Genomic DNA, 13,300 nt, shown 5'->3' on the forward strand with positions numbered 1-13,300 from the left:
ATTTATATATGTTTCGTTCTGTATTATAGAACGATGGCGCAGTTGAACTACCATCACCTGTATTATTTCTGGCGTGTGGCCAAGCAGGGCAACCTCACGGAGACGGCGGCCCGCCTGCATCTGTCGCAGTCGGCGCTGTCCACCCAGATCAAGAAGCTTGAAGCGTCGCTGGGGCAGCCTCTGTTCAAGCGTGTCGGCCGGCGGCTGGAACTCACCGAGTCGGGCCGGGTGGCGCTGGATTACGCCGAACCGATCTTCAACCGCGGCGAGGAACTGCTGGCCACCCTGCGCGAGGGGCGTGGTGCCGCACGGCAGGTCGTGCGTATCGGGGCCATGGCCACGTTATCGCGAAACTTCCAGGAGGGCTTCATTGCGCCGTTGATGGGCCGAAACGATATCTCGCTGGTCCTGCAGTCCGGCCGGCTCGATGATCTGCTCGGGCAGCTCAGCACGCATCGGCTGGACCTGGTGCTATCCAACACGACGCTTCCCAGCACTGCGGAAACGCCCTGGCGCAGCCGGCGTATCGCCCGACAGGCGGTGAGCGTACTCGGGCGGCCGCGCGATACCCCGTTTCGTTTGCCGGATGACCTGGCCGACGCCCGGATCCTGCTGCCCGGCGAGCACAGCGAGATACGCACCGCGGTGGATATGTACTGCGAACACTGGGGGTTGCGCCCGCATATTCTCGCCGAAGTGGACGACATGGCCATGCTGCGTCTGATGGCACGCGATTCGGCGGCCGTATCGATCATGCCGCCCGTGGTCGTGCGCGACGAGATCGCAGACGGCACGTTGGTGGAATACGGGCAGCTACCCAACGTGCACGAAAACTTCTATGCCATCAGTGTGAAGCGGTATTTCCAGAATCCACTGATCGCACAACTGCTGGCACGCACACCGGATGAGCTGATTCGCGACTGAGCCTGTCTGCCGCGCCAATGACACCCAGGCAAAGCCGCACTTGATTCCGCACCACACCCAGCGGGCTGAATAAGCTAGTGTCCTGTCTCGTAAGTTTCTTATCAAACGAGCGTGAGCCGTCGGCGTGGCTGGCAAGGCGCGAAACCCAGTCGTATCGGATCATACGGCTTGGTTTCGCAACGCCGCCAGACGCGGTGACGGCCGCGCGCAGTGTAAGGTTACTTGCGAGACAGGACACTAGGGCAATGGGTCCGCCAATGCACGCGAACGAGTGCAAACAAGAAGCACAATCAAGGCACCGCTGGCTTCAAGTGCGCGAGCTATCGCGTCGTCAAGCCCCTGACTGAACTTTGTGCATGAGTCCAGAAGCCGCATGCTGCGCCCGGGACTGGACGCGATAGCCGGGCCATGACAGCCGGGGTTCCCCGGGCGCGCTCGCCGTAAGCGGGCCGGCGACCCCGGCATTCACGCGAGTGGCCGCTCAGTTGTCGCCGGCCCGCGGCTGGCCGGTTGGTCCGGCCGCTGCCGCCCCGAGCCATCGCGTGTGGTAGCCGGCCCTTGCCCTTGCGCTAATGCGCCGTCAGTCGTCGCCATTGTGTTGCCAGCCACCGGCACACCAGGGCCGATCCTGGCGCCAGCGTTTGCGCTGTTCCGGCGTCAGTATATTTTCGAATTTCTTGCGCATCTGAAGGCTGTTGACCAGCAACTGGCGCCGGGTGGTGGCGATATGGTCGTAGACCTGACCGACCGCTTTCGGATCGGGGTTCGAGTTTGCCATCAGGTTGCGCATCTGTTCCATGTATTGGAAAAGCTGCCCCCGGATCTGGCCTTGCTGGCTCGCCTCGGTGCGCCAGAGCTTGCCCAGTGACTGACGCTGCTGGGCACTGAGATTCAGTGTCGAGCCCGGCATCCCGCCGTAGTCATACATCATGCCGGGGCCATAGCCGTCACCGGACATCATGCCGGGACCGTGGCCATACATCATCCCGTAGCCGTAGCCCGGCATCATGCCGGGCCCGCGCATCCCGTCCGGCCCGGCACCGTTCCACATCATCATCGGCCCGTAGCCAGAGCTCGCACCCGGACCATAGCCGTACATCATGCCCGGGCCATAACCATACGGCGGCGCCTGTGCCGGCGTTTGCGTCTCGCTTGAAGCCTGCGGCGCGGTGCCGTTGCGCCCCATCATCCCGTTCTGGGCCAGGGCGGCCGAAGACAGTGCGGCGGCCAGTACCAATCCGCTGAGCCAGGGGGCTGTTTGAATGGCCTTCTGAAATTTCATGACTCGGTCCTCTTGATCACGCGACTATCGAATACGGCATGCGGTTGGCATCCGGCCGAACCGGACGCCTGATGACGGCATGGCAACGATATTGGCCCGTCGATGACGCCGGGCACTTGACCGAAATCAACTCACGGCGGTGATCCGGAATCGGCCACGGCCGGGCGCGCCGCTATGGCACATCCGATGAGGCATGCTCTGATTCCGAGGGGGCTTCGAGATGGAACGAAACAACAAGTGATGGTTGCAGCGATCTTTATCTTGGTGATTTTTGCATGAGGGGAAGATGCCTCGATGCGTGGCGACAGGGCGGGTATGGTTATGGCGGCTCGGTTCAATGGCCTCGCCGTTGAGCCCGGCCCATGTTCCCCTCCTGATCGTGTCACCGGTTTTTTAAAAGGTTCGCCACCTAGCCGTGGTAAGTGGGCATTGCCAGGAAACAGGCCAGAAGCACGAGAATAAGACCGGAAACGAGTCGTTGTCCTACTCGGTATCGACGACCGGAGTTCCATCGATTCGCTATCCGCGCCGCATAAAAAGAGATAATGAAGTCCGGAATAGTGTTTAAAAAAACAACCAAAGTTCCGAGAAGCAGGAATTGCGGGATAACGTTTTCGGAATTTCGGCTAATAAACTGTGGAATAAAGGTTAAGAAGAATAGCGCAACTTTAGGGTTGAGTATTTCAGTGATGATCCCCTGTCTGAATGCCGTGCGGACTTTGACTACCCTGGGCTTTTCGTCCGTTCCATCCACGCCCCGCCCCGTTCGGTTGGCGGAAATCAGCATTCGAACGCCGAGGTAAGCGAGAAATACGGCGCCGACGTATTTAATTAGAACAAACGACAATGGAAATACCGCAAGCAGTGCTGAAAGCCCCATTGCGGCAGCAACGACATGAATCAACCCGCCTAGCGCTGTGCCCAGTGTTGATGCAACCCCAGGGGCGGTTCCTCCCTCGATCGCACGTGAAAGCACATACAGCATTCCAGGCCCCGGGCTGAATGCTAATGCCAGAGCGGCTATGAAAAATACGGCGAAAAGTTCTACGCTCACGTCAGATCGAAGGGCTGTTGGCTTCCAATCGCTATCCTCGGACAGCTCAGAAGCTGCCAGACTACGCAGGCTCGGCTGGGTGCCCACACGATGCGCCGACACGGCGATCATCGGCATCGCCGCCACGGCGGATGCCGTCAATGATCGCGATCCTATGCGTCTTCCGAAATGCGTTGACATACAACAGCCCCACACTACGCTGTATTCAACACGTCGGCGTTATTCTATTGCAAGCCGAAGGTTTCCTGAACGAGCATAATCACCGATATGCCCAGCAAGACTGCCATCGCACGGTTCAGAATTCGGACGTTGCCGGTACGCCGGGACAGCGCATTTCCCAGCATGGTCCAGGTCCAGAGCGACACAGCGCAGATACATAGGAAAAGTGCCGAAAACACCAGAAGCCAAGGTATGTAGGCTTGCTTGGTCGCAACATAAATCGATATCCCGGAAACGGACACAATCCACGCCTTAGGGTTCGCCCATTGCGCGAGCGCGCCAGCGGCGAGGCCTGGAACTCGCTCAATCCGTTTGCTTTCGATTTCGCCGGCCGATCGGGCAATCTGGTAAGCCAGATACAGCATGTAGACACTACCGACCGCAGTGAGTGTTTTCGAAATGAGCGGGTTGTTGCCCACGATGCCGGCAAGCCCCACTCCCGCGAGGATCAACTGCGCTACGAATCCAAATGTTGCGCCGAACACGTAACGCAGGCTTCTGACGGGGCCGTAGCGCGCGCCGGACATCGCGCAGATGACGTTGACCGGGCCCGGCGACGCCGATGTTGCCAAGGCAAAGCCCGCCATCGATAGCGTCGTCACGGCGGCACTGGGCTGAGCTATCGCGACACTCACAGTTCGCAGTCCCGTATGTCGCCGCTGTACGCAACGAAGAGCTCCCGGCGGGCGCCGGCTGCGGAATAGCTCTCAGGCCGCATTCCGGCCTCGAATTCATGCCCCGTATTGTTGCTGTAGCGGCTGATGCTGCTGATACGCGCGACTCGAAACCGAGGCGAGGCGTTCAGTCTCACGCCGGCCCCTTTCCGGACCGCGCTGATGACCGCTGGCGAACCCGATCTAGCGGCGGCATGCGGTGTTCGCCCTATCCTAGTGTTGTTAATCGTACCGGGGTCGGTGGCCATATCTCGAAATGCGCCGTCATGTGGGCAGTGATCGAGATGAAACTACACTGGCTTCGACATCGGAAATTGTACGATCTTGATGCAAAAGCGCCGGGCGCGCCGTTGGGTCGCCTATGGACTACCGTTGGAATATCACGCGACGCGGCGTCACGCCCAGAATCCGTTTGAAACTTCTGATCCAGTGCGCCTGGTCATAAAAGCCGAGCCGAAACGCGACCTCCGTCGAGGTATAGCCGCGCCGAAGGAGTTCGCGACCCCTTTCAACGCGGCGCTGCACAAAATATTGGTAGGGCGGAACACCCATGACACGTCGAAATGCGTTGAGAAGATAGTGCGGGTGCAGGTTAACCATGGCCCCGAGAGATTCGAGTGTGACGACTCGATCCAGGCCGGTCATTCGATCATCGGCATCCAGTACCGACATGGCGTCCAGGTACTCGCGGACCCGGCGCACGGCCTCGGGTTCCTGGCCGGCACGGACTGGCCGCTCACGGCCGTAACGCACAAATAGCCAGTCGAGCGTATCGATCAGCTCGCCATCGAATGCCAGCTCCCATCCGTGATGAGCCGGGTGTTCCAGCCGCTTCGCGAGTGACGTGAACGCGCGTTCGACGCGTTGATCATCGTCGCGCGGATCCGTTGTATCGAAGCCTTTTCGTGGTCGTCTTGGCAGCAGGCGCCCCAGGGCCTGCTCCGTGATATAGAGCATCTTGTACTCAAGCCGGCCCTGGAGCGCATACCCATCATGGGACTGCTCCGGGTTCATCAATGACAGCGTATGGGACGGGAATACAAAGGATGCGCCCTTGCTGCTGTAGCCGCCGACCCCCGCGGTCATGACACCGATAGCGAATGCGTTATGAGTGTGCTTTCCGAAGGGGTGTCCCTTGAAGCTGGCATCCAGAAAGCTGAAACCTGATTGCCACGGGGTTTCGTAGAGCCGGTTTCGTAAGTGCTGACTCATCCGATAGTTTCGCCATCTGCAGCGCGAGCCAAACTGGCGTTATATGGCTATTCAGCGACTGTACTCGGCTTCGCTGTCATCGCGCGTCATATTCGGGCCGTTGTATTTCGGACCATATGGATGGCATCGAAATTCATGATGCCCCTGGAATCGGCCAAAGCCAGCGCCAAAACAGTCTTTTGGCACAGATGTTTGCGATGTAATCACATATCAGTGTTCTGTGACACAAGTTTATCTTACTATTTCGGCGCTTTTCCATGCCATTCGCGGTATTCCCTGATACGACTCATCGCCGTGCCTTGCCCTCGCTTTCACCGTGAACCATCTGCATTGGCCAGAGCCGCTGCCGGGGCTGGTCGGGGAAGGCGTTCATGTATGCCGGCATGGTCGCGAGCAGCGTCCGCGCCAGTTCGGTGCCGAGCTCGTGAAGAGACATCCGGAAAGCGGTCAGCGAGGGGGTCAGGAAGCGAGTCTGCGGGCTTTCCTTGAAACCAATGACGGCGACATCGCGACCGGGCATGAGCCCGGCGTCCTGAAGGACGCGGTAGAAACCGAGGGCGAGCACTTCGTTGACTAGGATGATCGCGTCGGGCCGCGCCTCGAGGGCCAGAAAAGCCTTGCCGATTTCAAGGCCGCCTTCCTCGGTCGGAATGCCGCGGAGCACCAGACGGGGGTCGAACGCCAGGCCATGCTCGGCAAGCGCCTGTCGATAGGTGTCGACGAAAACGAAGCCCAGATTGAGGTCGCTCGCCGGTGCCGCGATGGCAATGCGCCGGTGCCCCAGCTCGGCCAGCCGCGCGACGCTGGACCGGGCGAAGTGTTCGAAATCGAGGTCGATCCAGGGATGGTCGCGACCGCTCTCGCTGCGGCCGAGCGTGACAAAGGGGATATTGCGCTTCTCAAGCAGCGTGATGCGAGGGTCCACGCGCAGCGTGGCCGACAGGATGAGTCCGTCGACGATATGTCGCGAAACCACCCGTCGCAAATAGGCCTCCGGGTCCTGATGCGTGCTGCAGGTGAGCACGATCAGGTCCATGCCTTGCTCTTCGAGAACGGTCTGCACGCTGTTGAACAGCGGCATGAAGAAGCTGTCGCTTTCCCCCATGGCCTCGCGGCCGGTCTGGATCATGAAACCGATGGCGTTGGTGGTGCCCTGTCTGAGGCTACGCCCCGACTGGTTTGGCGCGTAGCCGAGCCGATCGGCGGCTTTCAGCACCCGTTCGCGCGTTTCGGCATTGACGTCGGGCCGGCCATTGAGGGCCCGCGAAACGGTGCCGATTGAGATGCCGAGTTCTTTTGCCAACATCTTGATATTCAATATTTATATCCTTTTTTTTCTCGGTAAGTCTGCGGTCTGTTGTCTTCTTTCTGACGGTACGTTCGCGGTCTCCATCCAGATTATCCAGAAAAAAGTGTTGACAGGAATAATCTTGTTATATTTTTATCGTAAACGTTTACGAGCCAAATAAACAGACGACACTTCCAATGGTTTCCGGCCGTAAACGGGAGGAGAGCATGATGCGAGCCGTCCTCGTGGGCTGTGGCTCGATGAGCCGGGCCTGGCTGCAGGCCGCCGCCGAAATCGACGGCCTTGCCATCGTCGGTCTGGTCGATATCGATCAGCGGCAGGCCCGCCGGCGGGCCGGGGAATTCGGGCTCGATGCGGTGGTCGTCGGGGACGATCTCGATGCCGTTCTCGCCCAGACCGGGCCCGATCTTGTTTTCGATGTGGTGGTGCCGTCGGCGCGTCATCAGGTCGTCAGCAAGGCGCTGGCCGCCGGCTGCGATGTGCTTTCCGAAAAGCCGTTGGCGCCGACGCTTGCCGAGGCGCGCGACCTTCTGACCCGGGCCGACGCGGCCCAGCGTTTGCACGCCGTCGTCCAGAACCGCCGTTACATCGAGCCGGTCCGTCGTCTGCGGGCCTTTATCGAAAGGGGGGCGATCGGCGAGGTGACGAGTCTGCACGCCGATTTCTTTCTGGGCCCGCACTTCGGCGGCTTTCGCGAGGAAATGCCCCACGTTCTGCTGCTCGACATGGCCATCCATACTCTGGATGCCGGCCGCTACCTCGCCGGCGACGACGCGGTCGCCGTCTATGCCGAGGAGTGGGAGCCGAGCAATTCCTGGTATGCCAGCGGCGCCTCGGCGGCGGCGATCTTCCGTCTCGCCGCGGGCGCGGTCTTCACCTATCGGGGCAGCTGGTGTGCCAACGGGCTGGCAACGAGTTGGGAAGGGGGCTGGCGCATCGTTGGCACGCGCGGCTCCGTGGTCTGGGACGGTGCGGACTCGCTTTGCGCCGAGGTTCTGGAAAACGGGGCCGGGCCCGGCTTGTTCTCGTCCGTCACGGCGGTCGACGTGCCGCCGCTGGCCCCCTTGGCCGAGCGCGGCGGACGGGTCGACGGCCACCTCGGCGTCCTTCGGGACTTCATCGACGCGGTCAACGGCGGGCCCGCGCCGGAAACCGTTGCCCACGAGAACATCAAAAGCCTGGCCATGGTGCTTTCCGCGATGGAGAGCGCTGAGACCGGGCAACGCATCGACATCACGACCTGAAACAAGGAGCCCAGCTGTGAGCGACCCGGCCAAGGATATCCGCATCGGAACCATGATCAAGGCGAACGCCGAGGACCCCGCCGGCTATGTCCGCGACATCTTGCCGTACGGCTTCGAGAGTATCGAGCCGTTTTTCTGGCAGGTGATGAACAAGGATCTGCCGCGTCTGGCGGGCGAGCTGCAGGAGGCGATCGGCGACGCCGACGTGACCATGTCGACGCTGGGCATGTTCGGCAACCCGCTCGAGCGGACCGAAATCGATACCGAGACGCTCAAGGGCTGGCAGGCGCTGATCGACAACGCGCATCACTTCGGCGCCACCACCATCGCCGGCTTTACCGGGCGCCTGCGCGACCAGCCGATCGAGGCCAGCCTGCCGCGCTACAAGGCGGTGTGGTCGGACCTGGCCAAGCGGGCGGCCGACAACGGCGTGCGGATCGCCTTCGAGAACTGTGCGATGGACGGCAACTGGGTCCGTGGCGACTGGAACATCGCCCACAACCCCGATGCCTGGGAGCTGATGTTCGACCTGCTACCGGCCGACAACATCGGGCTCGAATGGGAGCCCTGCCACCAGATGGTCTATCTCATCGACCCACTGCCGCAGATTCGCAAATGGGCGTCGAAATTCTTCCACGTGCATGGCAAGGACGCCACGATCCGCTGGGATGTGATTCGCGAGCACGGTGTCTTGGGCAAGGAGCCGTGCGTGTTCATGCGGACCCCCGGCTTCGGTGATACGAACTGGACGGACGTCATTTCAGAGTTGCGGCTGGCCGGCTGGACCGGATCGATCGACATCGAGGGCTGGCATGACCCCGTGTATCGCGATGCCCTGGAAATGACCGGCCAGGTCGCCGGCCTGAACTACCTGAAGTCCTGCCGTGGTGGCGACTACCTGGAAAATCCCGGCTGACGGGACGGCGCCCGGGGCAACGCCGCGAGAGCGCCCGGGCGTCGAAAATTAAGGAGGAGGAGATGACAACGAAACGATTTTCCCTATTGATCGCCGGCTCGGCACTACTGGTCTGGTCGATCGCCGCGCAGGCGTCCCCCATCACGTTAACCGTTTGGACGATCGATCATCCCGGGCAATACGACTATGTGCTCGCCAAGGCGTTCGAAAAACAGAATCCGAACATCAAGATCCACGTCAAGACGGTCGATTTCAGCGACATGGTCCACCAGCTCGCCCGCGCGATGGCGACCGGTGGGGGGCCCGATATCACCTATGTCGACAATCCGGACGTGGCCCTGTTCGCTTCGCGCCACCTGCTTCTCAATCTCACCCCCTACGTGAAGAAGTCGAATGTCATCGATACCCGTGACATTTATCCGGGGCCGCTCAAGGCGGTGACCTGGAAAAGCAAGATCTACGGGCTCTTGTGACATGGTTTGAGCCAATCATCCGGTCAGAGCGTACAGGCCAAGGGGTGGTTCGGGCGTTGCGCTTTGCCGGATTTTGAGTTTGAAGTATTCGGTATCGAGCAGTCCGCGAGCGCGTTTACGGATCAACCCGATCGCGACGTGGCCGCCTTCGAGTCGGGCGGTGGTGATGGGGTGGGCCGCGTAGTTGCAGATCCCGGTGCGATGCCGCTGTAGCATCGCCACGAAGCGTTTCATGGGGGCCAGCCCGGTGGCCTCGGCCAAGGCACACCAGGCATCCAGGCGCTGGCCCATGACGGTGAAGCTCGCTGGGGCGTGCCACAGTTGCTGGAGCTGTTCTTTCAAGGCATAGACTGCGTTGAGCGGGCCATTGACGGCGAGCAACCGATCGAGTCGCGCGGCCTGGCTATCGCTCAAGCGTTCGGCGTTTTTGAGCAGCAGATAACGGCTGCCAACCAAGACCTGCTTGTCGGCGTGGGTTGCCCGCTTGAACTCGGTTCGGCGGACGGTATCGATCACCTTCGAATACTGCTGCATGACATGGAAGCGATCGAAGACGATGGCGGCGTTCGGCAACGCCTCGGCCACCGCCTGTTCAAAGGGCTTCCACATATCCATGGCTACGGCCTCGATGCCCTGGGCAACGGGCTCATCGAGCTGATCGAAAAACGCCGTCAGGCCGGCCTTGCGACGGCCCTCGGTGACCCATACCAGATCGCCGGACTCGAGGTCGTAGACGATGGTCAGATAATCATGGCCCTTGGCGCGGGCGACCTCGTCGACGCCCAGATGCCGCAGGCCGGTCAGTGCGCCAGGATCCAGAGCCGGCAGATCACGCGTCAACGCCCGTTCGTCCATAGCCTTGACCGTACGCCACGCCAGGCCGGTGTAAGCCGCGACGGCGGCGATGCTGATATGCCGAGCCAGTTGGCTGACAAACCGCGCATAGCGGCGTGTGAAGCCATGGCCGGGCTCGACGAACGACAGCCGTTCCATACGGCGATCCGTCGCCCCGATCTTGAGCTGACAGTACGCGATCGAGAGCGTCACTGAGCGGCCCCAGATCGGCAGATCCTGAACCTCGCGACGCAGCCGTCGATTGACGGTGCCTCGTGCGCCGCTCCGGTGATCCACCGGCACGAAGCGGCGATCGCGGTCGCAGTGAAACACCAGCGTGCCACGAGCTTCGTCCCACGCCACGCCCTTGACGCACTGCCCGCGCAGACCAACAATCCAACTTGGGATGGTTGCCGCCATCTACAAACCCCTTCTGTATTTGTGTAGGAGCTTGTATTGAAACGGATTTGTCGGCGGCAGTCATCCCTCTCTAGCGCATGTCAGTGCAGAAGAGCCGATCTACGGCATCCCACGCGGCGCCAACACGTTGGTGCTTTACTACAACGCCGATATGTTCAAGGCACACGGGCTTAATCCGAACAAGCCACCGAAGACTTGGAAAGCGCTCTATCAGGATGCCAGGAAACTGACCGATCCGAAGAAGAACGTCTACGGACTGACGTTCTGCGCCAAGGCGAATGGCGAAGGCACCTTCCAGTTCCTTCCCTGGGTGCAGATGACCGGTGGCAACTGGAATCGCATCGACACGCCCGGTGCGGCGCGTGCGCTCAATCTGTGGAAGAAGTTCATCGACCAAAAGATCGCCTCGCCCGACACTCTGGTTCACAGTCAGTGGGAAAGCACCGCGACATTCGTCGCCGGCAACGCGGCGATGGCGATTTCCGGCCCGTGGGAGTTGCCGCGAATGCAGAAGAACGCGCATTTCGACTTCCGAGCCGCGATGCTGCCGATCCCGGCCAAAAACGGCCAGCACGCCTCGGCGCTCGGTGGCGGCGACAATGTCATTCTCGCCAATACCAAGCACCCGGAGGCGGCCTTCAAGTTCCTGGAATTCGCCTACAAACAGATGCCGACGGTATGGAACCGCTTTGGTTACCTGCCGGCCTCCAGGGTTGCGGTGAAGAACCCGAAATGGCCGAAGAGTTTCCGCGTTTTCAAGAAAAGCATGAAGTACGCTCGGGTACGCGGTCCGAGCCCCGAATGGTCCAGGATATCCCAGGCGATCTACTCGGCCGTGCAGCAGACGCTGACCCATCAGAAAAGTGCCAAGGCGGCGCTCGCCGCGGCGCAGAAGAGGATTGACAGTGTCACCGGGAAATAATAGCCGGAGCGCGAAATGGGGAGGTCGGCCCGCGCCTTCTCTGCTCTGCGGCGCCGATGCGTCTGCGACCCGGGGGGCGTGCTGATGCAAAGCCTATTCGGATCAATACGAGATGGGCGCGGCTTCGACGCGCTGCTGGTCGGATTCGCGGTGGCCTATCTGTTCGTCTTTTCGGCGTTTCCGATCGTCTACAACGTAATCATGTCGTTGCAGTCTGTGGATCTGTTTAACCTCGCCTCGCTCGACCGGCCGTTTGTCGGCCTCAAGAACTATGAAGCCGTACTGAGTGACCCGCTGGCCTTGCCGATTTTCTGGAACACGGTCAAATTCGTAGTGCTATCGATCGTTTTCCAGCTTTCGATCGGTTTCGGGCTGGCACTGTACTTTCGGCAGGACTTTCCCGGGGCGCAATATCTGCGGGGGCTGTTCCTGGCCGGCTGGATCATGCCGGCGCTCGTCGTCGGCGCGGTCTGGAAATGGATTCTCGCTGGGGATTTCGGCGTTCTGAACTACCTCATGACGTCGCTCGGCTTGATCGACGACCCCATTTACTGGCTATCCAACCCCAACTACGCCCTTTATTCCATCGTCATTGCCAATATCTGGCTCGGCATTCCCTTCAACATTATTCTTCTGTCGGTGGGGCTTGCGGCGATTCCGGACGATATCTACGAGGCCGCCAAACTTGATGGCGCCGGCGCCTTGCGGCGGTTTTGCTCGATCACCCTGCCGCTGATGCGCGCGCAGATCGGTGCCGTCACAGCGCTTGGCATTATCTTTACCCTGCAACAGTTCGACCTGATCGCGGCCCTGACGCAGGGCGGGCCGTCGAATGCCTCGAACGTCGCGCAGTACTGGTCCTGGCAGCTTTCATTCCAGACCTACAATTTGTCGCAGGGCAGCGTGGTATCCGTGCTGATGATTTTGGTCGTCATCGGTGTGGCCTTGATTTACACGCGCTCGACGCGTCATGAGCACGTTGCGTGAGGGCGAACGTATGAAGCGCTATGTCCTGCTCGTCGTCGGTCTCGCCTTTGCCGCGATCTATCTCTTTCCGCTTTACTGGATGTATGTCACGGCGCTGAAGAGCGGCGCGGAAATCTTCAAGAACCCGCCGGACTTCTGGCCCAAGGTGCCGCATCTCCACGTTGTATCGGTCTGGGAACAAACCCGGATGGGGCATTATCTTCTCAACTCGTTGCTCGTCGGGGGCGGGGTGACGGCACTGGTGGCGCTGCTCGGCACGGGTTGCGCCTATGTGCTGGCACGCTATCGCAATATCTGGATCGACATCGCGCTATTCTCGATTCTGATGATGCAAGTGCTGCCGTCGTCGCTGATGGTCACACCCCTGTTCGTGGCCTTCAATCTGGCTGGCTTGCTCGAGTGGCCGCGGCTGTCGGTAATCCTCGCCCAGTCCGCCAAGATGCTGCCGCTCTACATCGTGCTCTGCCGCGCCACCTTCCTGCAGGTGCCGCGCGCGCTCGAGGATGCCTCACTGGTCGATGGCACCTCGCGTGTCGGCGCCTTTGTCCGGATCAATCTACCGCTGGCGCGCAACGGCATTCTGGTGACCTCGGTTCTGGTGTTTTTGCAGTCCTTCGGCGAATACGTCTACGCCCGCTCGCTGATTTCGAAGGACCAGTACGAGACGGCGACGGTCGGGCTGATGAGTTTCATGGGCCCCAACGGCAGCGACTGGTCCGACATCATGACCTACGCGGCCATCTATGTAACGCCCATTCTCATCATCTTCATTCTTCTGCAGCGGCGCATCGTCAGCGGCTTGACCGCTGGCGCGCTGAAGTGAGTCCGGT

General features: G+C 60.7%; 13 protein-coding genes. 7 read left to right on the forward strand and 6 right to left on the reverse strand.

All coding sequences use genetic code 11. From position 1 onward, the window contains the following. Positions 1-33: 33 nt before the first annotated feature. The gene (locus SALB1_RS09855; protein WP_109993708.1) at positions 34-924 is read left to right on the forward strand and encodes a LysR family transcriptional regulator; all 891 of its coding nucleotides are present in this window, start codon (positions 34-36) and stop codon (positions 922-924) included. Between the two features lie 580 nt (positions 925-1,504). Here the strand turns inward: SALB1_RS09855 and SALB1_RS09860 are convergent. From SALB1_RS09860 to SALB1_RS09885, 5 genes are all read right to left on the reverse strand, one after another. Beyond that, entirely contained in the window at positions 1,505-2,206 is a 702-nt protein-coding gene (locus tag SALB1_RS09860) for a Spy/CpxP family protein refolding chaperone (protein WP_109993709.1), read from the reverse strand. Positions 2,207-2,615: 409 nt separating this feature from the next. Continuing rightward, positions 2,616-3,401, reverse strand: coding sequence for a LysE family translocator (locus SALB1_RS09865; protein ID WP_199678758.1), 786 nt, complete (start codon positions 3,399-3,401; stop codon positions 2,616-2,618). A gap of 83 nt (positions 3,402-3,484) precedes the next feature. Beyond that, on the reverse strand, positions 3,485-4,114 hold the full coding sequence (locus SALB1_RS09870; RefSeq protein WP_109993710.1) for a LysE family translocator: 630 nt from the start codon (positions 4,112-4,114) through the stop codon (positions 3,485-3,487). A gap of 405 nt (positions 4,115-4,519) precedes the next feature. Then, positions 4,520-5,365: an AraC family transcriptional regulator gene (locus SALB1_RS09880; protein WP_109993712.1), complete on the reverse strand. Its 846-nt coding sequence runs from the start codon at positions 5,363-5,365 to the stop codon at positions 4,520-4,522. A gap of 286 nt (positions 5,366-5,651) precedes the next feature. After that, positions 5,652-6,686: a substrate-binding domain-containing protein gene (locus tag SALB1_RS09885; protein ID WP_109993713.1), complete on the reverse strand. Its 1,035-nt coding sequence runs from the start codon at positions 6,684-6,686 to the stop codon at positions 5,652-5,654. A gap of 194 nt (positions 6,687-6,880) precedes the next feature. Here SALB1_RS09885 and SALB1_RS09890 point away from each other — a divergent pair, with 194 nt between their 5' ends. The 3 genes from SALB1_RS09890 (at position 6,881) to SALB1_RS09900 (ending at position 9,307) form a co-directional block, all read left to right on the forward strand. Beyond that, on the forward strand, positions 6,881-7,918 hold the full coding sequence (locus SALB1_RS09890) for a Gfo/Idh/MocA family protein (RefSeq protein WP_109995371.1): 1,038 nt from the start codon (positions 6,881-6,883) through the stop codon (positions 7,916-7,918). 16 nt (positions 7,919-7,934) lie between these two features. Beyond that, complete coding sequence (locus SALB1_RS09895) at positions 7,935-8,834, forward strand: sugar phosphate isomerase/epimerase (protein WP_109993714.1); 900 nt, start codon at positions 7,935-7,937, stop codon at positions 8,832-8,834. 62 nt (positions 8,835-8,896) lie between these two features. Beyond that, positions 8,897-9,307 (forward strand): ABC transporter substrate-binding protein, encoded by a 411-nt coding sequence (locus SALB1_RS09900; RefSeq protein ID WP_109993715.1) that lies wholly within the window; start codon positions 8,897-8,899, stop codon positions 9,305-9,307. 15 nt (positions 9,308-9,322) lie between these two features. Here the strand turns inward: SALB1_RS09900 and SALB1_RS09905 are convergent, their stop codons facing one another. Further along, positions 9,323-10,561, reverse strand: coding sequence for an ISL3 family transposase (locus tag SALB1_RS09905; protein WP_199678594.1), 1,239 nt, complete (start codon positions 10,559-10,561; stop codon positions 9,323-9,325). A gap of 97 nt (positions 10,562-10,658) precedes the next feature. On the opposite strand from SALB1_RS09905, the gene SALB1_RS09910 reads away from it, so the two are divergent. The 3 genes from SALB1_RS09910 to SALB1_RS09920 all read left to right on the forward strand — a co-directional run bounded on the left by SALB1_RS09910 (position 10,659) and on the right by SALB1_RS09920 (position 13,293). After that, on the forward strand, positions 10,659-11,483 hold the full coding sequence (locus tag SALB1_RS09910) for an extracellular solute-binding protein (protein WP_109993716.1): 825 nt from the start codon (positions 10,659-10,661) through the stop codon (positions 11,481-11,483). A gap of 84 nt (positions 11,484-11,567) precedes the next feature. Further along, entirely contained in the window at positions 11,568-12,470 is a 903-nt protein-coding gene (locus tag SALB1_RS09915; protein ID WP_109993717.1) for a carbohydrate ABC transporter permease, read from the forward strand. Next, positions 12,454-13,293, forward strand: a complete 840-nt coding sequence (locus SALB1_RS09920) for a carbohydrate ABC transporter permease (RefSeq protein ID WP_179950656.1) — start codon at positions 12,454-12,456, stop codon at positions 13,291-13,293. The genes SALB1_RS09915 and SALB1_RS09920 overlap by 17 nt, the downstream gene beginning before the upstream one ends. Positions 13,294-13,300: the final 7 nt, after the last annotated feature.

It is taken from the genome of Salinisphaera sp. LB1, assembly GCF_003177035.1.
Taxonomy (GTDB): domain Bacteria; phylum Pseudomonadota; class Gammaproteobacteria; order Nevskiales; family Salinisphaeraceae; genus Salinisphaera.